Raw genomic sequence first — 22872 nt, forward strand, 5'->3', positions numbered from 1 at the left:
CCTATCCCTTGACCGCGCCGGCGGTGAGCCCGCGCAGGAAATACTTGCCGGCGAGGATGTACACCACCAGCGTTGGCAGCCCGGCAATCATCGCCGCAGCCATATCGACGTTGTATTCCTTGACGCCCGTACTGGTGTTCACCAGGTTGTTCAACGCCACGGTGATCGGCTGTGTATCGCCGCTGGCGAACACCACGCCGAAGAGGAAGTCGTTCCAGATCTGCGTGAACTGCCAGATCAGGCAAACCATGATGGTCGGGATCGACATCGGCAGCAGGATTCGAGCGAATATGGTGAAGAATTCTGCACCGTCCAGCCGAGCCGCGCGAATGAGTGCATCCGGCACACTCACATAAAAATTGCGGAAAAAGAGTGTGGTGAAGGCAAGGCCATAAACCAGGTGCACCAGCACCAGCCCCGGCGTAGTGTTGGCCAGTCCGAGCTGCCCGAGGGTGAAGGACGCAGGCAGCAGAATTACCTGGAACGGCAGGAAGCAGCCGAACAGCAATAGTCCGAAGAACAGCTGCGAGCCACGGAAACGCCACATGGCAAGTACGTAGCCATTCAGCGCACCGAGCAAGGTCGAAATGATGACTGCCGGAACGGTGATCTTTACCGAGTTCCAGAAATAACCGCCAACCGCATCCCAAGCCTTGACCCACCCGATAACGGTCGTGACTTCCGGCCAGGACAGCAGGTTGCCGGTGCGGATGTCCGCTGGCGTCTTCAAACTGGTCAGAAGCATGACCACCAGCGGTACGAGATACATCGCGACGGCTAGTAGCAGCGTTGCGTATATCGCCACTCGACCGAACGTCAGGCGCTTTTGCCCCACATGGCTAGTCATGGCGCTTGTTCCTCAGTTCCGAATACAGATAAGGCACGACGATCGCCATCACAGCGCCCAGCATGAGGATCGCGCTCGCTGCGCCAAGCCCCATCTGCCCGCGCGTGAAGGTGTGCGTGTACATGAACATTGCCGGTAGGTCGGAGGCGTACCCCGGCCCCCCTGCAGTCATCGCCGCCACAAGGTCGAACGCCTTGATTGCGATGTGCGCGAGGATCATCAGCGCACTGAAAAACACCGGACGCAGGCTGGGAAGAATGATGCGCAAGTAGATGCTCGGCAGGCTTGCGCCGTCGATCTGCGCTGCCCGCACGATGGATTGGTCGACACCGCGCAATCCGGCAAGAAATAGCGCCATGACGAAACCCGAGGCTTGCCACACCGCCGCGATCACAAGGCAATAGACCACGCGGTCGGGGTCTACCAGCCAGTCGAAACGAAAGCCTTCCCAACCCCAGTCCCGCAGCATCTTGTCGATACCCAGCCCAGGGTTGAGCAGCCATTTCCAGGCGGTGCCGGTGACGATCATCGACAGCGCCATCGGATAGAGATAGACGGTACGAATGAAGCCTTCGCGGCGAATGCGCTGATCCAGCAGAACGGCCAGCAGCACACCGATCGCCAAGCTGATCGCGATGAACAGCCCGCCGAAGACCAGCAGGTTCTTGCTGGCGACCCACCAGCGGTCGTTGTCCCAGAGCCGTTCGTACTGCAGCAGCCCGACCCATTTGTAGCTGGGCATGAAGCTTGAATTGGTGAACGAAAGCAGGAAGGTCCAGGCGATATAGCCATAAAAGCCCACCAGCACAATCAACATGCTGGGCGCCAGCACCAACTTTGGCAGCCAGTTCTGTAGCGCATCCAGCGGCGAAGCCTTAGTGAATACAGCCGTTGAGCTCATGGTTGGCTCCGATTGAGTTCAGGTTCCATCACAGTCCCGTTACTGATAGCGCTTCAACATCGGCGATCAATACGTCGACCGACACCAGAGATATCGAGCAAGCCGGTCCCGTTGCGGCCAGCCGACTGGCTTGGCCGCAAAGAGTTGATGCCCGAGGCATCGGTTTATGTGTTTTAAGACGGGGCCCGAGGATCCGAGCCCCGTAAACGCTACTGGACCGCCTGAATCGCAGCAGCCAATTGCTGAGCGGCTTTCTTCGGATCGGCCGACGGGTCGTTGAAGAAGTTCGTCACGACGTCGAACACAGCGCCCTGTACGTAACTCGATGCGGCCATGCCATGAGCAAGGCTGGGCACCAACCCTGGGCCCTGGGCGGCTTCCTTGAAGTCCTCCATCGACTTCTGAGCACAGGCATCGAATTCGCTCATGTCCTGGTCGAGTCTTACTGGGATCGAGCCTTTGTTCTGATTGAAGAATTGCTGGAATTCCGGCTCCATGACGATCCGAGCCAGATCCTGCTGGGCCTTCCGATTGTCATCGTTGTTCAGCTTGAACATTGCAAGCGAGTCGATGTTGTAGGCGAAGCTGCCTTGGGTGCCTGGGAACGGCACGCACGTGTAGTCTTCCCCAGCGATCTTCTTCGCCGCGGTCCACTCACTCTTGGCCCAGTCGCCCATGATCTGCATGCCGGCCTTGCCATTCATGACCATGGCCGTAGCGCTGTTCCAGTCACGGCCCGCTGCGTTGTTGTCGACGTAGCTACGCAGCTTTTTCAGCGCCTCGAACGTCTTGACCATCTTGTCGCCAGTCAACACCTCACGATCAAGCTCAACGAAGGCCTTACGGAAGTCCTCAGGGCCAAGGATGGCCAGCGCCAAATCCTCGAAGACGGTTCCGTCCTGCCATGGTTGCCCACCATGAGCGATTGGCATGAAGCCCGCTGCTTTCAGCTTGTCGGCTACCGCGAAGAACTCCTTGAGCGTTTTCGGCGGTTCAACGCCTGCTTTCTCGAACACGTCCGGGTTGATCCACAGCCAGTTAACGCGGTGGACGTTGACCGGCACGGCTACGTAATCACCGTCGTACTTCATCGCTGCCGATACCTGCTTGGGCAGCAATTTGTCCCAGTTGGCTTTCTCAGCCACCTCGTTGAGATCGGTGAGCAGGCCCAGTTCGCCCCACTCCTGAATGTCGGGACCTTTGATCTGAGCGGCAGCGGGTGCGTTACCGGAAACGGCTCGGGTTTTGAGGACGGTCATGGCCGCCTCACCACCACCGCCTGCAACGGCGAAATCTTTCCAGGTGTGGCCCTCGTCTTCGACCAGTCGCTGCAGGGTGTCAGCAGCACGTTTCTCGCCGCCAGACGTCCACCAGTGCAGCACTTCAACTTCGCCCGCGTGCGCGAGCGGAACAACAGATGCCAAAGAAATGGAGGCCAGGGATACAGCGGTAACCAAACGATGAATCGCGTTCATGGGTCTTCCTTTCTTGTTGTTATCGATGCAGGGCTTCGCCTGCGCTGCACCGATTCTAGGCTCGGCAATTAGCGAGCCGGGTAACGAAGGGATAGCGAATGGTCACCGCTTCGTTACAAAAGTTGGGTTTCGTAACAAGGCAACCGGTAATCGCTAGGTTGGTTAGCTCATTCGGAGCTGCGTGGCAGGCTCAAGGTCACCCGCAGCCCCCCTGTCTGAAGGTTGCACAGGCTGATCTCGCCGCCGTGCGCGTGGGCGATGTTGCGCGCGATACCAAGCCCCAGACCATAACCCGGCTGTTTTGCGGCCAATCGGAAATTGGGTTCGAACACCTGTTTGAGCCAGGCTTCCGGAACACCCGGCCCCTCATCGTCGACGTGAAGAACAAAGACATTGTCATCATCCTCGATTGATAGATGCGCCCGGTCACCGTACTTCAGTGCATTGTCGAGCAGGTTGCCGATACAACGCTTGAGTGCCAGCGGCTTGCCTGCATAAGGCGCAACCGCCTTGCCCTGCACCGTCACCCGGCCGTTGCCGCCGGGCGCCAGATACGGCTCTGTCACGCAATCGAGTAGCAGATTGAGGTCCAGGGGCTCGATGTTTTCGTGGATATCGGTGTCCTTGACGCACTGCAAGGCACCCTTGACCAACAATTCCAGCTCGTCGAGATCGCGGCTGAATTTGCTTTGCAAGGTTTCATCCTCAAGCAGCTCCACGCGCAACCGCAGCCGCGTGATTGGGGTCCGCAGATCATGTGAAATCGCGCTGAACAGCTGACTGCGTTCGGTCAGGTAGCGTCCGATGCGTTCACGCATGCTATTGAAAGCGCGGCTGACTTCGACAACCTCGCTACCGCCGGCCTCAGGAAGCAGTTCCACTTCGCTGCCTAACGACATTTCGCGGGCAGCTCGCGCCAAATGCTTGAGCGGGCGGCTTTGCCAGTGCACCAGAATACCGATGAACAACAGCAGAAAGCTGCTGGTGAGAAAGATGAACCAGAGTTGCTGACGCGGTATCCCTTCGTCCTCTAGGCTGACGTAAGGCGCGGGCATCAGTGAAGCCAGATAAAGCCACTCATCCGGCGCGATCTGGATCTGCGTGACCAGCACGGGCGGGTTCAGCGGCTCCAGACTAAGCGCATAGTGCGCCCAGGAACGCGGCAATTCGTCGAGCTTCAAGCCGCCGTTGAAAATGCGCAGGTCGTCGGGACTGACAAAGCTCACCAACATGTCGACCTCTTTGCCCAGGCGCTCGCGCAGCACCTCGTCCACTTCGGCCAATACCGCCTGCTTTCGCTCGGTTGGCGGCAATATCTGCATTTCCAGTGGCTTGTCGTTCAACGATACGAAAAAACGCGTGCCGCCCATGCTGCGCAACTGATCGAGCACCAGCGGTCGATAGCCCAAAGGCAGGGAACGAAAATAGCTGACGCTGGCCGACATCGAATGCGCCAGGCTGCGAGCACTGGTCAACAAGCCTTCCATTTGGCTTGCGCGAAGTTGCGAAACCCAGATGAAGCTCGACAACGCTTGCGCCATCAGCACGACCAGAAGCGTCAGCAAGAGCATCCGGCCCAGCAGCGAGCGTGGGACCGGCAGCCAGCGACGCTTAGCCAAGCGAGTCATAGTGCGGCGCCACCTGGGCTGCAAGTAGATAGCCGCTACCGCGAACAGTACGAATCAACCGTGGGCACTTGCCGGTGTCGCGCAGCCGCTGACGCAGGCGGCTGACCGCCATGTCAACGATTCGCTCGAGCGGCATGACCTCGCGACCGCGGGTGGCGTTTGCAATAGTGTCGCGGTCGAGGATCTGCTGGGGATGGTCAAGAAAGAGTTTGAGTAACGCGAAGTCAGCGCCAGAGAGCAGGACTTCTTCTCCGTCCTGGTGAAAAAGCCGATGGCTCACCATATCCAGCCGCCATTCATCGAACGCCAGTACATCGCTGACGCGCTCCTGCCCGAAATGAACCCGGCGCAGCAACGCTTTGATCCGAGCGAGCAGTTCGCGTGGGCTGAAGGGCTTGCCAAGGTAATCGTCGGCGCCTAGCTCGAGCCCGATAACCCGATCAGCCTCATCGGAGCTGGCGGTCAACATAATGATCGGCATCTGAGCGAGACGCTTGTGGCCTCTGACCCAGCGGCAGAGGCTGAACCCGTCTTCGTCGGGCAACATGACGTCAAGAATGACCAGGTCAGCAGGATCGCTGCCCATGGCTTCGCGAAATTGCGTACCGTCAGCGACGGTACGCACGTGAAAGCCTGATCGGCTGAGGTAGGTCTCAAGCAGCTCGCGGATTTCCTGATCATCGTCGACCAGCAAAATCGATCTTCCAATCTGGCTCACACGCATCCATTCTCTTGTTGTATAGGTGTATCGAAGCGGTTCAGCCTCCGCTGGTTCGGCCCTCCAGCAGTTGCTCCAACGCCACGCCCGCGCCTTCAAGTCCTGGGTATTCGGCGGTCACCACCCAGACCGGAACCTCGTCAAAATAGCGGCTCATGCAGCCCTTGTCGCGAAAACTCTGGCTGAACCCGCTCTGTATGAAGAACTCTGCGAATCGCGGCACGATACCGCCTGCAATGTATACGCCGCCTCGAGAACCGGTAGTCAGTACATTGTCGCCAGCGATCCGACCCAACCAGACGCAGAATTGTTCCAAAACGGATGAGGCGTATAGGTCACCGGTCAACGCCGCTGCGGTGACTTCCGCTGGCGAGGTCAGCCTTGGCTGCTCTCCGTCCAGCGCGCAGCTGGTGCGATAGAGTTCCAGTAGCCCACCACCGCTGAGAATCGCCTCCGCGTTCACGTGTCCAAATTTATCGTGCAGCCGTGCCCAAAGTGCTGCCTCACGCGCTGTGCCGACCGGCAGGCAGACATGACCACCCTCCCCCGGCAGCGCACGCCAGCCACCGCCGGGTAAAGGCAGAAGCGTAGCAACGCCAAGCCCAGTACCAGGGCCGATAACAAGACGTGCCGCGTCCGGCGCTGACTGGCCGGGGCATACCTCAATTAGCTCGCCTTCGCGTAACCGGGTCATACCCAGTGCCATTGCGGTGAAGTCATTGACCAGCAAAAAATCGCTCAACCCCAAGTCTTCACTGAAGGATTTGCGGCTCAAGCGCCAATGGTTGTTGGTGAAAGCGAACTCATCGCCCGAAACAGGGCCGGCACAGGCGAGGCACACCGCCTGCAGGGCCTCGACACTCTGCCCGATGCCTTGCAGGTACGCACGAATGGCATCCTCCGCACGCGGATACTCAACAGTAGGCAGCACGCGCACCGATTCGATCGTCTGGTTACGCCACAATGCGAAGCGCGCATTGGTGCCGCCGATATCACCTACCAGTGCCGTCACTTGAGTGCCTCCAACTCGTCAGTGAACACACTTGCGCCCTTTTCGGCCGGGCTGAAGGCCGCTCGAAGGAATCCGAACAGCTCGCGCCCACATCCGATTCCCAGATCGCTCGGGGCTGATACGGCGTCGCGACTGTCGAACTCGGCCTGATCGACCAGCACTCGGAGCTCACCTGTTTCACCGTCGACTCGGATGATGTCGCCGTCGCGCACACGGCAAAGAGGGCCGCCATCGAGCGCTTCCGGACTCACATGAATCGCAGCGGGGACTTTGCCTGAAGCACCGGACATACGTCCGTCCGTTACCAGTGCGACCTTGTAACCTCGATCCTGCAACACGCCGAGGAATGGCGTCAGCTTGTGCAACTCGGGCATTCCGTTGGCCTTTGGCCCCTGAAAACGCACAACCGCTACGAAGTCCTTTTCCAGTTCGCCATTCTTGAACGCCTGGGCCAGCTCGGTCTGGTCGCTGAACACTCGAGCAGGCGCTTCGACGATACGATGCTCAGGCGCAACGGCGGAGATCTTCGTAACACCGCGTCCGAGATTACCTTCCAGCACACGCAAACCGCCCTCGGGCGAGAACGCGTGGGTAACGGGGCGCAGAATCGCCTCGTCCAGACTGCTTTCAGAGCCTTCGCGCCAGACGAGCTTTCCGTCTTCGAGGAAGGGTTCCTGGGTGTACTGGCTGAGGCCTTTGCCCAACACCGTATACACGTCTTCGTGCAGCAAGCCCGCCTCGAGAAGCGTCCGCACCATGAACGGAACGCCGCCGCAGGCGTGGAAATGATTCACATCGGCCTGGCCATTCGGATAGACCTTGGCCAGCGTTGGCGTAACTGCCGAAATATCTGCCATATCCTGCCAAGTCAGCTGGATGCCGGCCGCCTGGGCAAACGCGGGAATGTGCAGGGTATGGTTGGTCGAGCCGCCTGTAGCATTGAGCGCCACGACTGAATTGATGATCGACTTTTCATCGACGATCTTGCAAAGCGGCACATAATTACCCGATTGCGGCGTCAAGCGAGTCACCTGACGCGCAGCCTCACGGGTCAGCTCGTCGCGCAGCGGGGTATAAGGATTGACGAAAGAAGCGCCAGGCAAATGCAGGCCCATGATTTCCATCACCACCTGGTTGGTGTTGGCTGTGCCGTAAAATGTGCATGTCCCGGGGCTGTGGTACGAAAGCATTTCAGACTCGAGCAACTCTTCACGGCTGGCTTTGCCTTCAGCGTAGCGCTGACGTACTTCCGCTTTTTGCTTGTTGGGAATGCCGGATGTCATTGGCCCGCCAGGCACAAAAACAGTCGGCAAGTGCCCAAAGCGCAGCGCGCCTATCATCAAGCCGGGGACGATTTTGTCGCAGATACCGAGATAGAGCGCGCCATCGAACATGTTGTGTGAAAGCGCAACAGCGGTCGCCATGGCGATTACTTCGCGGCTGGCAAGGCTAAGCTCCATGCCCGCTTCGCCTTGGGTGACACCGTCGCACATCGCCGGTACGCCTCCGGCAAACTGGCCGACCGACCCCATCTCGCGCAAAGCTTCCTTGATCACGTCAGGAAAATACTGATACGGCTGATGCGCCGAAAGCATGTCGTTATAGGCTGAAACGATGGCTACGTTGGCTTCGTTCATCAATCGTAGCCGTTGTTTATCGTCCGGCGATCCGCAGCCGGCGACCCCATGAGCAAAGTTGGCGCATTGCAGCTTGCCGCGCTGGGGCCCATCGCTCGCCGCTCCCGCCATCTGGGCAAGATAGCGCTGACGCGTCGGCCGGCTGCGTTCGATCAATCGCTCGGTAACTTCTTGAATCCGCGGGTGCATGCCATCACTCCTGCTCGTGAATCTGTAGTTTTACCAACAAAACAGCATTAATCTGGGCTTGATTTCTATTTTGACAGGAATAATCTTGTAATTCCCATAACAAAATTCAGTCCTAGGCCCTCTCATGACTATTCGCATCGCCATCAACGGCTTCGGTCGTATCGGACGTAATGTCCTTCGTGCCCTGTACAGCCAGAGCTATCGCGAGCATTTGCAGGTCGTGGCGATCAACGACCTCGGCAGCCCGTCTATGAACGCCCACCTGTTGCAGTTCGACAGCGTGCACGGGCATTTCGACGCACACATCGAGGTGACAGACGATGAAATGCGAGTCAACGGCGATCCGATTGCCGTGACTGCCATTCGAAACCCTGCAGAGTTGCCCTGGCGTGAACACAATGTGGACGTCGTCTTCGAGTGTACTGGGCTGTTCACCTCTCGTGACAAAGCCAGCGCGCACCTGCAGGCCGGAGCCCGAAAGGTCATCATCTCGGCGCCCGCCTCGGGCGTTGACGCCACGATCGTCTACGGCGTCAACCACGACACGCTGCGCCAATCGCACCAGATCATCTCCAACGCATCATGCACGACCAACTGCCTGGCTCCGGTTGCGCAAGTATTGTCGCGTGAATACGGCATCGAACACGGGCTGATGACCACGATTCATGCCTATACCAATGACCAGAACCTGTCCGACGTCTATCACAGCGATCCGTTCCGGGCGCGTTCAGCCACCCAGTCCATGATCCCGACCAAGACTGGAGCCGCCGAAGCCGTCGGCCTGGTGCTGCCGGACCTGGCTGGCAAGCTGACCGGCATGGCCGTGCGGGTGCCTGTCATCAACGTCTCACTGGTAGACCTGACCCTCGAACTGAGCCGCGAAACTACAGCCGAAGAGGTCAACGCGCTAATGCTCGAAGCCAGCCAGCACTCGCCGATACTGGCATGCAACTCATTGCCACTGGTTTCCTGCGACTTCAACCACAACCCAATGTCGTCTATTTTCGATACTAACCACACCAAGGTTAGCGGACGCCTGCTTAAAGTGATGGCTTGGTATGACAACGAGTGGGGTTTTTCCAACCGCATGCTCGACACGTGCCGCACTTTGCACCAGGCCTCTTGAGGATCTGATGGCCTATTCCAGCTAGGCAGGGAAAGTGATGAACCGCATCGAACTGGTTACCGCAACACTGCCAGCGCGCAAACGCATTGCCTTGGTTGCGCATGATCACTGCAAGGCGCGGCTGCTGGAATGGGCCGAAAGACAAAAGCCTCGCTTGACGAATCACCAATTGCTCGCCACCGGGACCACTGGTCTGCTGCTTGGTCGGCATCTGGACTTGCCGATCGAGTGCATGATCAGCGGACCGCTGGGTGGCGATCAGCAGATCGGAGCCCGCATCGCTGAGCGCCGTATCGACATGCTGGTGTTCTTCTGGGATCCGTTCGAACCGCAACCGCATGATCCGGATGTGAAAGCGTTGCTAAGGGTCGCTGCAGTCTGGAACATCCCGCTGGCCGCCAACGAGAGCAGCGCCGATTACATCCTTTCAAGCCCACTGCTGGACCAGCCGCACAGCTTGCGCATCCCCGATTACAGCAGCTACCGCGCGGGGCGGCAGCCAGCAGATCAATAGTCGCGCGGGTCTTCGTCCAGGTTGTTCTGGGTATCGTCAGACGACACCTCGACCAAATCATCAAAGTCGATCTTGAGCCCTGTTTCCATGCCGTCCAGCTCTGCCAGCAAGCTCCGGAAACTTGTCTGCTCTCGCGGAGCCGTGGCTTCCAGCGACTGATCGGCTCGCGCCTGCAACGCCGCAGGCACGGGCGCTTCCTCGACATCGATGGGTGCCGGTTCCGGCTCCATTTCACGCAGCACCGCCAGCGGCGGCAGTTCGTCAAGATTCTTCAAATTGAAATGATCAAGGAACTGCTTGGTCGTGGCGAACATCGCCGGGCGACCAGGAACATCTCGATGCCCGACCACGCGAACCCACTCGCGCTCAAGCAACGTCTTCACGATCTGGCTGTTGACCGCAACACCGCGAATATCTTCGATCTCACCACGAGTGATGGGTTGCCTGTAAGCGATCAACACAAGCGTCTCCAGCAGCGCTCGTGAGTAACGCTGCGGCCGCTCTTCCCAAAGCCGGCCCACCCACGGCGAAAAGCGCTGACGCACCTGCAAGCGATAACCGCTGGCAACCTCTTTAAGCTCGAACGCACGCCCCTTACAGGACTTGTCGAGCACGTCCAATGCCTTGCGCAACACAGCCGGTGTCGGTCGCTCGACTTCATCAAACAACTCGGCCATACGCTCGACAGACATAGGTTTGCCGGATGCCAGCAGAAATGCTTCGAGCAACGACGCAAGATCCTTGGGGTCCGAAAGATTCACAACACCGGCTCCGTTGGCTCTTGTGTCATCAACGACGATTCCTCACCGCGCGCTCTTACATGGATTGGTGCAAAAGGCTCGTTCTGTACCAGCTCCACCAAAGACTCCTTGACCAGTTCCAGCACAGCCATAAACGTCACCACTACACCCAAGCGTCCTTCCTCAAGCGTAAACAACGCAACGAACGGCACGAAAGCACCGCCCTTGAGCCGATCGAGCACATTACTCATGCGTTCGCGCGTCGACAACGTCTCGCGCGATACCTGGTGACTTTCAAACATGTCTGCCCGGCGCAACACCTCGGCCATGGAGATCAGCAGCTCCTCCAGACCGACCTCGGGCAAAAGCTTGCGCGCCCGCGCGTCCGGCGCATCGAGCTTCGGAACAAGAAGATCTCGACCTACCCGCGGCAGCTGATCCAGATCTTCCGAGGCTGCCTTGAACCGCTCGTACTCCTGTAGCCGACGGATCAGCTCAGCACGCGGATCGAGCTCGTCCTCTTCAACCTCTGATGAGCGCGGCAGCAACATGCGCGACTTGATCTCGGCCAGCATGGCCGCCATCACCAGATACTCGGCGGCCAGCTCCAGGCGCACGGTCTTCATCAACTCTACATAACCCATGTACTGACGGGTTATCTCGGCGACCGGGATGTCGAGAATATCGATGTTCTGCTTGCGGATCAGGTACAACAACAGGTCCAGCGGCCCTTCGAATGCCTCAAGAAACACTTCCAGCGCATCCGGTGGAATGTAGAGATCCTGCGGCAGATTATTGAAGGCTTCGCCGTAAACAAGCGCCAGCCGCAACTGCTCGCCGGGCGGATTGATCACCGCCTCGACCTGGGGTTCCTGCATGCTTTCTCCGGGCGACCGACAAGTTGAACGCGCGACAGCTTAAGCCGGTTGAGGTTATGGCTCTAGCGGTAATTCAGGCCCATCGCCTGGCGCGCCATCACTAGGGTCTCACGCGCTTCATCGCGGGCATGCTCAGCACCTTCGGCCAAGATGCTGCGCACCAGATCAGGATTCTGCTCGTAATCTAGGGCGCGCTCCTGCAACGGAGCGAGCTCCAACTTGATGGCGTCAATCAGCGGCGCCTTGCATTCCAGGCACCCGATCCCTGCGCTGCGACAGCCTTGCTCGGCCCACTGACAAACCTCTGCAGTCGAATGTGCCTGATGCATCTGCCAGACCGGGCAGCGTGTCGGCTCGCCAGGGTCGTGCCGGTGCACGCGTGCCGGGTCCGTGGGCATACGCTTGATCTTTTCCTCGATCTCGGCAGGTGTATCACGCAGAAAAATGGGGTTGTTGGTGGACTTCGACATCTTTCGACCGTCCAGCCCGGACAACCGGGGCGCATCGCTTAGCAATGCCTGCGGCTCAGGGAGCAGCAACTTGCCTCCGCCTTCCAGGTAACCAAACAACCGCTCCTGGTCACCGATGGTAATGGTCTGCTGGTCCTTGAGCAGCGCTCGGGCAGTATTCAGCGCCTCAAGGTCGCCCTGTTCCTGATAGCTTTTGCGCAGACTCGCGTATAGCTTCGAACCTTTCTTGCCGAGTTTACGAACTGCGGCTTCGGCCTTGACTTCGAAATCCTCTTCACTGCCATAGAGGTGGTTAAATCGCCGGGCCACATCACGTGCGAACTCCACGTGTGGTAGCTGATCGGCGCCGACTGGCACAACACCTGCGCGATAAGCCAGGATGTCAGCCGCCTGCAACAACGGGTAGCCGAGGAAGCCATAGGTGCCGAGGTCCTTTTGCTCAGAGTCGAGCTGCAGTTCCTTGTAGGACGGCACACGCTCAAGCCACGCCAGCGGGCAGATCATCGACAGCAGTAGATGCAACTCCGCATGCTCGGGTACTTGGGATTGTATGAAGAGCGTCGCTGAGCTCGGGCTGACACCCGCAGCGAGCCAGTCGATAGCCATGTCCTGGACGTTGCGCGTGATTTCTGCGCCGGCCGCGTAATCAGTCGTCATCGCATGCCAGTCGACTATCGAGAAGAAGCACTGGTATTCATGCTGCATCTTGACCCAGTTCTTCAGTACGCCGTGATAGTGGCCAAGGTGAAGACGGCCGTTAGGCCGCATTCCGGAAACTACACGTCGCTGCGAATCCATGGAGCTCAAAAGGGTTTCCTTCGTAGGTTTAAAAAAGCGAAGCAGTCAGCCAGCGAACGGCGCAGGATCACCGCAGCCAACACGGACGATTTCCGGATCACTATCCACCAGGCTGATGACAGTAGACGCCTCGACGCCACCGTACCCGCCGTCGATGATCAGGTCCACATGATGCTCCAGCGCATCCCGCATTTCGTAGGGATCACTCATCGGCTCGGTTTGGCCTGGCAATATCAGGCTGACACTCATCAACGGCTCACCAAGCTCGGCGAGCAATGCTTGGGCAATCGGCTGAGCAGGTACGCGTAGGCCGATCGTTCGCCGCTTGGGATGCAGCAGCATACGCGGCACTTCCCGGGTCGCCGTTAGGATAATGGTGTAAGGCCCTGGCAGATGCGTTTTGAGCAGGCGAAAAGCCGCCGTATCCACCTTTGCGAACAGGCCGAGCTGGGACAGATCGCGACAGACCAGCGTGAAGTTATGCTTGTCATCCAACTGACGGAGACGGCGAATCCGCTCGATGCCTGTCTTGTTGCCCATTGCGCAACCGACGGCATAAGACGAGTCGGTGGGATAGACGACTACGCCGCCACTGCGAATGATCTCTACGGCCTGCTTGATCAGCCTTGCCTGTGGGTTATCGGGGTGTATCTGAAAGAATTGGCTCATGAAAAATTACCTATTCAGCGGGCCACAGACTCGCCAGGCGCGTGATCGAAACACTGCCACAGCGGCTGCAGATCATCAGGCAGGGAACGATACATTCCCAGTTCTGACCAATCGCCCGGCGCATGGAAATCGCTGCCGATGCTGGCCATCAGCCCGAACTCTCGCGCCAGGATCGACAAGCCACCTACCTGCTCCAACGGTTGCATGCCATTGACCACCTCCAGCGCGTGGCCGCCAGCCTGGGCGAACTCACTTACCAGTCGGCGCCGCTTGCTGCGCGTGAAATCGTACTGCCAGGGGTGCGCCAGACTGATCCAGGCGCCAGCATCGCGCAAGGTGGTCACGGTTTGTTCCAGTGTCGGCCAATGCTGTTTGACGTCACCCAACTTGCCCGCGCCGAGCCACTTGCGAAATGCCTCGGCGCGGTCGCGCACGTGTCCCGCACGCACCAAAAAGTCAGCGAAATGAGGCCGCGCAGGCGCATTGCCGCTATCGCCCAGCTCGTTCTGTATAGCGCGCGCGCCCTCCAACGCACCCGGCATGCCCTTGGCTTCCAGGCGCTGGGCAATCGTCTCGGCGCGCTGCCAGCGTCCCTGGTGCAGATCGGCAATGGCCCGCTGCAGAGCAACGGCATCCTGACGAAACGCGTAACCGAGCACATGGATGGTCGCGCCACTCCAGAGACAGGACAGCTCGATGCCGTTGACCAATCGGACACCAAGCGAATCAGCCGTCGCGCGAGCCTCGTCAATCCCTTCAAGGGTGTCGTGATCGGTCAGCGCAAGCAACTCGACGCCACGTGCATGGGCTCGCTGTACCAGTACATCAGGCGCAAGTACGCCGTCCGACGCGGTGCTATGGCAGTGAAGATCAACAATCATTCGGTACAGACTCTCCAGGGACTCGGCAGCTTACAGTGTGTGACCGTCGCCGCCAGTGCTCGTGCTGTCGTCCAAGTTGTCAAAACATGCGCAACGTCTTGGAAACGGCAGGCCGGCAGCGTTCCGCCAAAAGCGCGGTTTGTTATTATGCGGGCACATCCCGCCTCTGGCTTGCCTTGTGAAACAAATCATCGACTTCGTTCCGCTGCTGCTGTTCTTCATCGTCTATAAAATCGAGCCGAGGATGGTTGAAGTTGCGGATCTGAACATAGCGATTGGTGGCGTCTTCAGCGCCACGGCCGTTCTGATAATCGCGTCCGTCATTGTCTATGCAGTACTGTTTGTCCATCAGCGTCGACTCGAAAAGAGCCAATGGTTCACGCTGACGGCGTGCCTACTATTTGGCGGATTGACCTTGGTGTTGCACAGCGAAGCGATACTCAAGTGGAAAGCGCCTGTAGTGAACTGGCTATTCGCACTAGCGTTTCTGGGCAGTCACTTCATTGGCGACAAACCCCTAATCCAGCGCATGATGGGTAACGCCGTCCGCTTGCCAGCCGCGCAATGGGCGCTGCTGAACGTTGCATGGATTCTGTTCTTCATTGTCTGCGGCGCCGCCAATCTTTTCGTTGCGTTCGCCTATCCGGCAATCTGGGTAGACTTCAAAGTATTTGGCAGCCTCGGCCTGACGCTGCTGTTCATGGCCGGCCAGACGCTTTATCTGGTGCGCCACATGCAACCTGAACCTGAACCTGAAGAATCATAGGAGTCCACATGCTCTACGCGATTATCGCTACCGACGTACCAAACTCTCTGCAAAACCGCCTTGCGTCACGCCCTGCTCATCTTGAGCGTCTCGACAAGCTGAAAAGCGAAGGCCGCCTTGTACTGGCCGGCCCACATCCAGCTGTCGATAGTAACGACCCTGGAGCAGCGGGCTTTACCGGAAGCCTGGTGGTTGCTGAATTCGACTCACTGCAAGCGGCAGAGCAGTGGGCTGCAGCCGACCCCTACAAGGCAGCAGGCGTGTATGGCGAGGTCATTGTCAAACCATTCAAGCAAGTCTATCCCTGATCCGGTCGACTAAAGCCGCCACCTGACACGGGTCGTCGCTTCGCCACGGCCCGCTGGGAAACCGTTTAGGAAAAAGGAGTTCCGATGCGCCAAGGTCCGCTGTTCCTGCTGTTCGCTCTGTGTCTTGCCACACCCCAGCTACAGGCTCAAGAAGCGCCACCCACCACTGTTTCCGAACAGCAGGCCGAATTAGAGCACCGCTTGATGGAAAACCAAGAGGAACGCGAGGCACTCAAGGCAAACCTCGACGCTGCCAATACGGCTGACCAGGCTCAGCTCGTCAGGCTGCGGCAGGAGAACAAGCGCCTGCGCATGCAACTCGAACAGGAACAGGCGAAGGCGCAACCACAGCCGCAACTGTTCAATGAACAGCAGCAGTGGTTTGCGGTTGGAGGTGGAGTCGGCGTGCTGGGCTTTCTGCTTGGCGTCCTGACCACCCGTGGCCGCCGTCGCCGTCAATGGCTGAACTGAATCGACACGAGCGAACCATGAGCGATCTGCTGCTGATAGACGATGACCAGGAGCTTTGCGAGCTACTGGTCAGCTGGCTAGCCCAGGAAGGCTTTTCCGCCCGCGCTTGCCATGACGGCCAAAGCGCACGCGCCGCGCTCACCGAACATCAACCCGCCGCGGTCGTGCTCGATGTGATGCTACCGGACGGCAGTGGACTGGACCTTCTCAAGCAGCTGCGCGGCGAGCACCCTGACCTGCCTGTACTGATGCTTTCCGGGCGGGGCGAACCGCTGGACCGTATTTTGGGCTTGGAGCTGGGAGCGGACGATTACCTGGCCAAGCCCTGCGATCCGCGCGAACTGACCGCTCGCCTCAAGGCTGTTCTACGCCGCAGCCAGCCGGCCAGCACGCCCACACAGCTGGAGCTGGGAGATCTTTGGTACAGCCCGGCGCGCGGCGTTGCAAGCGTTGGTGATCACGAAGTCACGCTTACCCTTTCCGAAGGACGTATTCTTGAAGCACTGCTGAGTCAGCCAGGCGAACCGTTGGAAAAGCAGGCGCTGGCGCAGCTGGCGCTGGGCCGCAAGCTCACCCTTTACGATCGCAGCCTGGACATGCATGTCAGCAACCTGCGCCGAAAGCTAGGCCCCCATCCAGACGGCCGTCAGCGCATAGTCGCCTTACGCAGCCGTGGATACCTTTACGCATCATGACCAGCCTTTACCCAGCCTTTACCCAGCCCTGACCGCTGTTGACCTTGCGCACCCTAGACTGAGCTCATCCGGTCGAAGCCACTTGAGGCGCCTAGACAGGCGTCGACAGGCGAACCGGTTTCATCCCAAGGAGAACGTCATAATGCGCAAGACTCTCATCGCCGTACTGCTCGCCTCCACCCTGCCCACTATGGCCATGGCCATGCCAGACGATGGCAAGCGCCATCATGGTGGCAGGCACTCGCCCTTCGAACAGCTTGACCTGACCAAAGAGCAACGGATCGAAATGCATCAACTGATGGGTGAGCAGATGAAAAATCGTCGCGAAATCACCCAACGGTATCTGAGCAAGCTGCCGGAAGCCGAACGCAACGCGCTGCAGGACGAGTTGAAAGCCAATCAAGAGAAAGCCCAAAAGCAGGTGCGTGATCTGCTCAGCCCGGAACAGCAGAAGAAGTTCGACGAGCTGCACGAAAAGATGGCTGCCAAGCGCGCCGACCGCGCTGAGTTCGAACAGTGGAAAGCCGAGCGCGATCAGAAGAGCTGATTCCGCACAAACCGCAAACCTGCCCGATCGCCCTTCTAAAGGACCAAGCGACTCGGGCTTTGCCCTTGGAGTACTTGACTGGTGCGATCCCTGTTCTGGCGCATCCTCGCGACGTTCTGGCTAGCCATTGCGCTGGTGGCAGGCTTGGCCATGCTCCTTGGGCACGCGCTCAACCAGGACGCCTGGATTCTCAATCGTCATCCTGGCGTCAATGGCCTGGCCGAAGTATGGACCAAGGTCTACGAGCGCCAGGGGCCTATCACTGCACAGTTTCTGCTCGAGCGGCACCGCAACCGCTACGGGGTCGACGTGCAGGTTCTGGGCGAAAACGGCCAACCCATCATCCGAGGCACCTTCCCGGCTCGCGCTGCCGCTTTCGAAGCACGTCAGGCACACCGAGATGGGCGCCTTCCCTGGCGGCGGCTGACCGCCGACTACACCAGCCCCGAGACCGGCAACACCTACCTGTTCATCTACCGCATCCCGAATCAGGAGCTGCAAGCGTGGCACCGGGGCAGCCTGTTCTGGCCGCTGAGTGCGCTCGGCATCGCTCTGGTCGTCCTGACCGGATTCAGCCTGCTGCTGACCCTTTCGATTACTCGTCCGCTCGACCGGCTCCGCGGTGCCGTTCATGACCTCGGGCAGACGACCTATCAACAGAATTCCCTGGCTCGCCTGGCGAACCGACGCGACGAACTTGGGGTCCTGGCCAAGGACTTCAACCGCATGGGTGCACGCCTGCAAAGCCTGATCGGCAGTCAGCGGCAGCTGTTGCGTGACGTCTCGCATGAGCTGCGTTCGCCGCTTGCACGCCTGCGGATTGCACTGGCATTGGCGGAACGGGCGACACCCACCGAACGCGAGGTCATCTGGCCGCGCCTGGCCAAAGAATGCGACCGACTGGAAGCTCTGATCAGCGAAATCCTCGAACTCGCGAGGCTTGACGCCGATCCAGGCGCACCGAGCCCAATCCACTTGCATTCGATATTTGAGCAGCTTGAAGAGAACGCCCGCATTGTCTCGCCTAATCAACGCATTGACAGCCACGTTGACACCGAAACCCAGTTGCACGGCTGGCCGGACATGCTGGAGCGTGCCTTGGACAATCTGTTACGCAATGCACTGCGCTTCAACCCGGAAGGAGCCCCCATCGAACTGCGGGCCTGCAGCGACGCACAGCATTTACTGCTTAGCATTCGCGATCAAGGACCGGGCGTGGACGACACACACCTCGCGCAACTGAGCGAACCCTTCTTCCGTGCCCCCGGACAAACCACTGCAGGGCACGGATTGGGGCTGGCGATTGCCCGCCGGGCCGCGGAACGGCATAACGGCGAGCTACTGCTAGGCAATCACCCGGACGGTGGCTTCATCGCGACGTTGAAGCTACCACTTCACCCTGCTATCGAGGATCGCCAAGAGGTGGAATGACCTAGCTTGCGCCCGTCCACTCACTGACGAATTGCTGGGGTTCTACGTGCTGCGGGGTCCGCAGGGTCCCTTCTGGGGTGCCAACATAGATGAACCCCAGCATCTGCTCGTCGCTGGTGAGCCCCAGCGCCTTCGCCAGGTACGGATCGTAAGAAAAATCGCCGGTACGCCACACGGCGCCAAGGCCTTGCGCATGAGCAGCCAGCAAGAGCCCGTGGGCAGCGCACGACACCGCAAGCACCTGCTCCGAACCAGGCACCTTCGGGTGCGGCTGCACCCGCGCAATGACCACTACAAGCAACGGCGCACGCAACGGCATCTTGCGGGCTTTCAACAAGGCTTCATCGCTCGCCTCTGGCGAGCGCACACGCAGCGACTTAGCCATCAAAGCGCCCAGCCGCGTGCGAGCTTCGCCTTGAATGGTCAGGAACCGCCAAGGGCGCAGCTGACCATGGTCAGGTGCGCGCAAGGCGGCACGAAACATGAGGTCCAGTTGGGCCGATGTTGGCGCAGGGTCAGTAAGCCGTGTAACAGACACACGGTTGAGCATCAGGTCGAGAGCTTCCATCCGACTACCTCCGAAAACGAATCGGACATTCTAGAGGCCCGAGCCGTTCGTTTGGCAGTGCGGTTGGTGCAAAAGCGCGACTCGCCTTAGGCCACGCGGTCAGGCGAAAGCTGTGGCTCCAACGGGGGCACCAGGGGCGGCAATCCATGCGCAGCCCGAGCGGTGTCGCAATGCGCATTGTGCTGACCGTTGACCCAGGAGGCCTCGAATTCGCGACAGGTACTCGAACGCTGCTCGTACATCGTGCAACGGACACCACACCCCACATCGCCCATCAAGCCGACGCAACGCGCCGGTTTGGATTCTGTCCCCAGCATGGCGACGTGGAATGGGCTGACCTGCACGGTCGCGTTATCAGGAACTACGCCGCCGGCTGAGGCGCACTCGCCCCAAAAGAAAGACACACGAAAATACGCGCAGCAGGCGCCGCACGTCAGGCAGGGATTATCGATGGACATGGCAGGGGAACACCCAGAAACCGGCAAAGGGCCGGCACCGGGCCGCTATTCTATTCATCCCCACAAAGTTGGGAAGAGGTCTTCAGGGGGCTTTCGAAAAGATTTTTCGACAAGCCGATCGCCAGTTTACTGCCACAGCTACAGGCGTAGAATGGCGGCCTCATTTTGAGCCGAGCAGCAATTACACATGGCCCTGCCGACCCTGCGCATCATCGGTTTCATCCTCGGCATTTTCCTGATCACACTCGCTGTCAGCATGGTCATTCCGATGATCACGTTGTTCGCGTTTGACCGAACTGATGACCTGCAAGCCTTCCTCTGGGCTAGCCTGATCACATTCAGCTGCGGCATCGCTCTGGTCGCGCCCGGGCGACCGGAACTCACCCAGCTACGGCCGCGAGACATGTACTTCCTGACCACTGCCAGCTGGTTGATCGTTTGTTGCTTTGCCGCGTTGCCAATGATGCTGATTCACCACATCAGCTATACCGATGCGTTCTTCGAAACAATGTCAGGGATTACGACTACAGGTTCGACAGTGCTGTCCGGTCTGGATTCGGCCTCACCCGGCTTGCTGATGTGGCGCTCGATGCTGCAGTGGCTCGGCGGCATAGGCTTTATCGGAATGGCCGTGGCGATCCTGCCGCTGCTGCGCATCGGTGGCATGCGGCTGTTCCAGACCGAGTCGTCAGACTGGTCGCAGAAAGCCATGCCGCGGTCCCACGTGATGGCCAAGTCGATCCTGATTGTTTACCTCGCACTTACCCTGCTCTGCGGACTGGCCTACTGGTTCAGCGGAATGACGCCGTTCGAGGCGATCAACCACGCCATGACAACGATCTCGACGGGCGGCTATTCGACCTCCGATAGCTCCATGGGCAAGTTCACCCCCGCGGCCCACTGGGTAGCCGTGGTGTTCATGCTGCTGGGTGGGTTGCCGTTCATCCTGATGGTCTCCACCGTCCGGGGTAACCGCTACGCGCTGATTCACGATCAACAGGTGCAGGGCTTCATCGGCATGCTGCTGATCATATGTTTTGCCTTCGCGATCTGGCTGACATTCAACTCCGACTACGTTTTCCTGGATGCCCTACGGGTCGTCTCGCTGAACGTTGTATCAGTGGTCACAACTACCGGTTTTGCACTCGGTGATTACACGCTATGGGGCGAGTTCGCTGTGCTGGCCTTTTTCTATCTGACATTCATCGGCGGCTGCTCGGGTTCGACATCCGGGGGTCTAAAAATCTTCCGCTTCCAAGTTGCGTATTCCCTGCTGCGCGCTAACCTGGCGCAGCTGGTGCACCCACGCGCCGTAATCAAACAGCGCTACAACAAGCACACCCTCGATGAAGAAATCGTGCGGTCTATTCTGACCTTTTCATTTTTCTTCACAATCACGATCGGCGCGCTGGCGCTGGCGCTGGCCCTGCTAGGCCTCGATATGCTCACCGCACTCACCGCAGCGGCCACTGCGGTGTGCAACGTGGGTCCGGGGCTGGGCCCGATCATCGGACCGGCCGGTAACTTTTCAACCTTGCCGGATTCTGCAAAGTGGCTGCTGTCGTTTGGCATGTTGCTCGGACGCCTGGAAATCATCACCGTGCTGGTCATGCTGACTCCGTCCTTCTGGCGTCATTGATCGGCTCAGGTTTCGCCGATGTCCTCGTTCCACAGTTCGGGGCAGTCGGCGATGAAGCGGCGCATCATCTCGACACAACTCGTCTCTTGCAGCACCTCAACCTCAACGCCTCGGCTACGCAATAGCTGCTCCTCGCCCATGAACGTCTGGTTCTCGCCGATCACGACCTTGGGTATGCCATAGAGCAGAATCGCACCTGTGCACATCGAGCAAGGCGACAAGGTCGTGTACAGCACTGATTCGGCATAAACCTTGGCAGGCTGCCTTCCCGCATTTTCGAAGGCGTCCATCTCGCCATGCAGCACGGCGCTGCCTTGTTGCACCCGCCGATTGTGGCCGCGGCCGATAATGCCGCCCTTGTGCACAATCACCGATCCAATCGGAATGCCGCCCTCGGACAGTCCTTTCTGCGCCTCGTCGATTGCTACCTGCATGTATTCATTCATAGTGCTGCTCCTTCCAATGCCTATCGCTGTCCGGTCCGCCAGAAGCCGCTCTGTCTACGCCAGCCCCAGTCAGGCGGTTTGAGAATCGCGCTTGAATAGACGACCACCCAGTTGCACGGCTGCAAATACCAGAGCGCCAGCCAGTATGCCGAAAGCCGCGTCCATTAGCGTCGGCACGAGCCCGGCCAGCACCGAACCGATGTAAGGCAAGGCAACGGTGTGCTCCGCGCTGTTTTCAATGAAATGGTGGATCGCCTTGAACCCGTGAGTCAGGATGCCGCCGCCCACCATGAACATCGCTGCGGTGCCGATCACGGACAACGACTTCATCAGCCACGGCGCGACGGAAAGAATCGCTTGACCGACAGACTGTGCCGCTCCGCTGGTGCCTTTACTCAGCGCCAAACCGGCATCGTCCAGCTTGACGATGCCGGCGACCAGGCCGTAGACACCGATGGTCATGAGGATGGCGATACCCGCGAGCACGGCGACCTGCTGGATGAAGGTTGCGTCGGCAACCGTGCCCAAGGTGATGGCGATGATCTCTGCAGAAAGGATGAAGTCGGTGCGTATCGCGCCGCTTATCTTTTCGCGCTCGAACGCCACCATGTCGACGTTCCGATTCGCGAGCGCCTCAATCTGCTGCGCATGATGGGCATCGTCTCGATGCATGAATCGGTGTGCCAACTTCTCGAAGCCTTCAAAGCACAGAAATGCGCCGCCGAGCATCAACAAGGGCGTCACCGCCCATGGAATGAACGCGCTGATCAGCAGAGCCGCTGGCACAAGGATAAGCTTGTTGCGAAAGGATCCTTTGGCCACTGCCCATACCACGGGCAACTCCCGGTCGGCGTTGACGCCGGTGACCTGCTGGGCGTTTAGGGCAAGATCGTCTCCAAGCACGCCAGCGGTTTTCTTGGCAGCGACCTTGGTCATCAGGGACACATCATCCAAAACCGAAGCGATATCGTCGATCAGGGCTAGAAGGCTACTGGCCAATGCAGGTTTTCCTCAGGCAGAGAAGCGACGGTGCGCCGCCTATATGGAAGCTAAGGCTGCT

General features: G+C 59.1%; 25 protein-coding genes. 9 read left to right on the plus strand and 16 right to left on the minus strand.

What is annotated here, in order from left to right:
- Position 1 precedes the first annotated feature (1 nt).
- From JQR87_RS11725 to edd, 7 genes are all read right to left on the minus strand, one after another.
- A complete protein-coding gene (locus JQR87_RS11725) occupies positions 2 to 847 on the minus strand; it encodes a carbohydrate ABC transporter permease (RefSeq protein WP_407296995.1) in 846 nt (281 codons plus the stop codon).
- On the minus strand, positions 840 to 1748 hold the full coding sequence (locus JQR87_RS11730) for a carbohydrate ABC transporter permease (RefSeq protein WP_407296993.1): 909 nt from the start codon (positions 1746 to 1748) through the stop codon (positions 840 to 842). Before JQR87_RS11730 ends, JQR87_RS11725 begins: the two co-directional genes overlap by 8 nt.
- 209 nt (positions 1749 to 1957) lie before the next feature.
- Positions 1958 to 3223: an ABC transporter substrate-binding protein gene (locus JQR87_RS11735; RefSeq protein WP_407296992.1), complete on the minus strand. Its 1266-nt coding sequence runs from the start codon at positions 3221 to 3223 to the stop codon at positions 1958 to 1960.
- Positions 3224 to 3390: 167 nt separating this feature from the next.
- A complete protein-coding gene (locus tag JQR87_RS11740; RefSeq protein WP_407296990.1) occupies positions 3391 to 4851 on the minus strand; it encodes an ATP-binding protein in 1461 nt (486 codons plus the stop codon).
- A complete protein-coding gene (locus tag JQR87_RS11745) occupies positions 4835 to 5569 on the minus strand; it encodes a response regulator (protein WP_407297731.1) in 735 nt (244 codons plus the stop codon). The genes JQR87_RS11740 and JQR87_RS11745 overlap by 17 nt, the downstream gene beginning before the upstream one ends.
- 40 nt (positions 5570 to 5609) lie before the next feature.
- On the minus strand, positions 5610 to 6581 hold the full coding sequence (locus tag JQR87_RS11750) for a glucokinase (RefSeq protein ID WP_407296988.1): 972 nt from the start codon (positions 6579 to 6581) through the stop codon (positions 5610 to 5612).
- Entirely contained in the window at positions 6578 to 8407 is a 1830-nt protein-coding gene (gene edd / locus JQR87_RS11755) for a phosphogluconate dehydratase (RefSeq protein ID WP_407296986.1), read from the minus strand. Before edd ends, JQR87_RS11750 begins: the two co-directional genes overlap by 4 nt.
- 124 nt (positions 8408 to 8531) lie before the next feature.
- Between edd and gap the strand changes: the two genes are divergently transcribed.
- Together gap and JQR87_RS11765 are read left to right on the plus strand one after the other, a co-directional pair.
- Positions 8532 to 9533, plus strand: coding sequence for a type I glyceraldehyde-3-phosphate dehydrogenase (gene gap / locus JQR87_RS11760; protein WP_407296984.1), 1002 nt, complete (start codon positions 8532 to 8534; stop codon positions 9531 to 9533).
- 37 nt (positions 9534 to 9570) lie between these two features.
- Complete coding sequence (locus JQR87_RS11765) at positions 9571 to 10047, plus strand: methylglyoxal synthase (RefSeq protein WP_407296982.1); 477 nt, start codon at positions 9571 to 9573, stop codon at positions 10045 to 10047.
- On the opposite strand, the gene scpB is transcribed toward JQR87_RS11765, so the two are convergent.
- From scpB to JQR87_RS11790, 5 genes are all read right to left on the minus strand, one after another.
- Positions 10041 to 10808, minus strand: a complete 768-nt coding sequence (gene scpB, locus JQR87_RS11770) for an SMC-Scp complex subunit ScpB (protein ID WP_407296981.1) — start codon at positions 10806 to 10808, stop codon at positions 10041 to 10043. The genes JQR87_RS11765 and scpB overlap by 7 nt on opposite strands.
- Positions 10805 to 11665, minus strand: a complete 861-nt coding sequence (locus JQR87_RS11775; RefSeq protein ID WP_407296979.1) for a segregation and condensation protein A — start codon at positions 11663 to 11665, stop codon at positions 10805 to 10807. Before JQR87_RS11775 ends, scpB begins: the two co-directional genes overlap by 4 nt.
- A gap of 62 nt (positions 11666 to 11727) precedes the next feature.
- Positions 11728 to 12903 (minus strand): tryptophan--tRNA ligase, encoded by a 1176-nt coding sequence (locus JQR87_RS11780; protein ID WP_407297729.1) that lies wholly within the window; start codon positions 12901 to 12903, stop codon positions 11728 to 11730.
- Positions 12904 to 12978: 75 nt separating this feature from the next.
- Positions 12979 to 13602: an L-threonylcarbamoyladenylate synthase gene (locus tag JQR87_RS11785; RefSeq protein WP_407296977.1), complete on the minus strand. Its 624-nt coding sequence runs from the start codon at positions 13600 to 13602 to the stop codon at positions 12979 to 12981.
- Between the two features lie 14 nt (positions 13603 to 13616).
- Complete coding sequence (locus JQR87_RS11790; protein ID WP_407296975.1) at positions 13617 to 14483, minus strand: PHP domain-containing protein; 867 nt, start codon at positions 14481 to 14483, stop codon at positions 13617 to 13619.
- Positions 14484 to 14661: 178 nt separating this feature from the next.
- On the opposite strand from JQR87_RS11790, the gene ispZ reads away from it, so the two are divergent.
- The 6 genes from ispZ to JQR87_RS11820 all read left to right on the plus strand — a co-directional run bounded on the left by ispZ (position 14662) and on the right by JQR87_RS11820 (position 18701).
- Positions 14662 to 15249 carry a septation protein IspZ gene (gene ispZ, locus JQR87_RS11795; RefSeq protein WP_407296973.1) on the plus strand — a complete coding sequence of 196 codons (588 nt, stop codon included), beginning with the start codon at positions 14662 to 14664 and terminating at the stop codon, positions 15247 to 15249.
- An 8-nt stretch (positions 15250 to 15257) separates the two neighbouring features.
- Entirely contained in the window at positions 15258 to 15557 is a 300-nt protein-coding gene (locus tag JQR87_RS11800) for a YciI family protein (RefSeq protein WP_407296971.1), read from the plus strand.
- Between the two features lie 84 nt (positions 15558 to 15641).
- Positions 15642 to 16028 carry a hypothetical protein gene (locus JQR87_RS11805; RefSeq protein WP_407296969.1) on the plus strand — a complete coding sequence of 129 codons (387 nt, stop codon included), beginning with the start codon at positions 15642 to 15644 and terminating at the stop codon, positions 16026 to 16028.
- A gap of 17 nt (positions 16029 to 16045) precedes the next feature.
- Complete coding sequence (locus JQR87_RS11810) at positions 16046 to 16723, plus strand: response regulator transcription factor (protein ID WP_407296967.1); 678 nt, start codon at positions 16046 to 16048, stop codon at positions 16721 to 16723.
- Between the two features lie 142 nt (positions 16724 to 16865).
- Positions 16866 to 17270: a Spy/CpxP family protein refolding chaperone gene (locus JQR87_RS11815; RefSeq protein WP_407296965.1), complete on the plus strand. Its 405-nt coding sequence runs from the start codon at positions 16866 to 16868 to the stop codon at positions 17268 to 17270.
- A gap of 81 nt (positions 17271 to 17351) precedes the next feature.
- Entirely contained in the window at positions 17352 to 18701 is a 1350-nt protein-coding gene (locus JQR87_RS11820) for a sensor histidine kinase (protein WP_407296964.1), read from the plus strand.
- Between the two features lies 1 nt (position 18702).
- On the opposite strand, the gene JQR87_RS11825 is transcribed toward JQR87_RS11820, so the two are convergent.
- On the minus strand, positions 18703 to 19269 hold the full coding sequence (locus tag JQR87_RS11825) for a nitroreductase family protein (protein ID WP_407296962.1): 567 nt from the start codon (positions 19267 to 19269) through the stop codon (positions 18703 to 18705).
- 86 nt (positions 19270 to 19355) lie between these two features.
- Complete coding sequence (locus JQR87_RS11830) at positions 19356 to 19727, minus strand: YkgJ family cysteine cluster protein (RefSeq protein ID WP_407296960.1); 372 nt, start codon at positions 19725 to 19727, stop codon at positions 19356 to 19358.
- 187 nt (positions 19728 to 19914) lie between these two features.
- On the opposite strand from JQR87_RS11830, the gene JQR87_RS11835 reads away from it, so the two are divergent.
- Complete coding sequence (locus JQR87_RS11835) at positions 19915 to 21366, plus strand: TrkH family potassium uptake protein (RefSeq protein WP_407296958.1); 1452 nt, start codon at positions 19915 to 19917, stop codon at positions 21364 to 21366.
- Between the two features lie 5 nt (positions 21367 to 21371).
- Here the strand turns inward: JQR87_RS11835 and JQR87_RS11840 are convergent, their stop codons facing one another.
- Together JQR87_RS11840 and JQR87_RS11845 are read right to left on the minus strand one after the other, a co-directional pair.
- Positions 21372 to 21812, minus strand: a complete 441-nt coding sequence (locus JQR87_RS11840; protein ID WP_407296957.1) for a nucleoside deaminase — start codon at positions 21810 to 21812, stop codon at positions 21372 to 21374.
- 69 nt (positions 21813 to 21881) lie between these two features.
- Positions 21882 to 22811 (minus strand): DUF808 domain-containing protein, encoded by a 930-nt coding sequence (locus tag JQR87_RS11845; RefSeq protein ID WP_407296955.1) that lies wholly within the window; start codon positions 22809 to 22811, stop codon positions 21882 to 21884.
- Positions 22812 to 22872 lie beyond the last annotated feature (61 nt).

Origin of the sequence: Stutzerimonas stutzeri (assembly GCF_051028275.1) — a bacterium.
Taxonomy (GTDB): domain Bacteria; phylum Pseudomonadota; class Gammaproteobacteria; order Pseudomonadales; family Pseudomonadaceae; genus Stutzerimonas; species Stutzerimonas stutzeri_AS.

Coding starts and splice junctions, on each gene's coding strand:
- JQR87_RS11725 (WP_407296995.1), bottom strand. CDS start 847: ATGACTAGCCATGTGGGGCAAAAGCGCCTGACGTTCGGTCGAGTGGCG.
- JQR87_RS11730 (WP_407296993.1), bottom strand. CDS start 1,748: ATGAGCTCAACGGCTGTATTCACTAAGGCTTCGCCGCTGGATGCGCTA.
- JQR87_RS11735 (WP_407296992.1), bottom strand. CDS start 3,223: ATGAACGCGATTCATCGTTTGGTTACCGCTGTATCCCTGGCCTCCATT.
- JQR87_RS11740 (WP_407296990.1), bottom strand. CDS start 4,851: ATGACTCGCTTGGCTAAGCGTCGCTGGCTGCCGGTCCCACGCTCGCTG.
- edd (WP_407296986.1), bottom strand. CDS start 8,407: ATGCACCCGCGGATTCAAGAAGTTACCGAGCGATTGATCGAACGCAGC.
- gap (WP_407296984.1), top strand. CDS start 8,532: ATGACTATTCGCATCGCCATCAACGGCTTCGGTCGTATCGGACGTAAT.
- JQR87_RS11765 (WP_407296982.1), top strand. CDS start 9,571: ATGAACCGCATCGAACTGGTTACCGCAACACTGCCAGCGCGCAAACGC.
- JQR87_RS11775 (WP_407296979.1), bottom strand. CDS start 11,665: ATGCAGGAACCCCAGGTCGAGGCGGTGATCAATCCGCCCGGCGAGCAG.
- JQR87_RS11780 (WP_407297729.1), bottom strand. CDS start 12,903: ATGCGGCCTAACGGCCGTCTTCACCTTGGCCACTATCACGGCGTACTG.
- JQR87_RS11785 (WP_407296977.1), bottom strand. CDS start 13,602: ATGAGCCAATTCTTTCAGATACACCCCGATAACCCACAGGCAAGGCTG.
- JQR87_RS11790 (WP_407296975.1), bottom strand. CDS start 14,483: ATGATTGTTGATCTTCACTGCCATAGCACCGCGTCGGACGGCGTACTT.
- JQR87_RS11800 (WP_407296971.1), top strand. CDS start 15,258: ATGCTCTACGCGATTATCGCTACCGACGTACCAAACTCTCTGCAAAAC.
- JQR87_RS11805 (WP_407296969.1), top strand. CDS start 15,642: ATGCGCCAAGGTCCGCTGTTCCTGCTGTTCGCTCTGTGTCTTGCCACA.
- JQR87_RS11810 (WP_407296967.1), top strand. CDS start 16,046: ATGAGCGATCTGCTGCTGATAGACGATGACCAGGAGCTTTGCGAGCTA.
- JQR87_RS11815 (WP_407296965.1), top strand. CDS start 16,866: ATGCGCAAGACTCTCATCGCCGTACTGCTCGCCTCCACCCTGCCCACT.
- JQR87_RS11825 (WP_407296962.1), bottom strand. CDS start 19,269: ATGGAAGCTCTCGACCTGATGCTCAACCGTGTGTCTGTTACACGGCTT.
- JQR87_RS11830 (WP_407296960.1), bottom strand. CDS start 19,727: ATGTCCATCGATAATCCCTGCCTGACGTGCGGCGCCTGCTGCGCGTAT.
- JQR87_RS11835 (WP_407296958.1), top strand. CDS start 19,915: ATGGCCCTGCCGACCCTGCGCATCATCGGTTTCATCCTCGGCATTTTC.
- JQR87_RS11840 (WP_407296957.1), bottom strand. CDS start 21,812: ATGAATGAATACATGCAGGTAGCAATCGACGAGGCGCAGAAAGGACTG.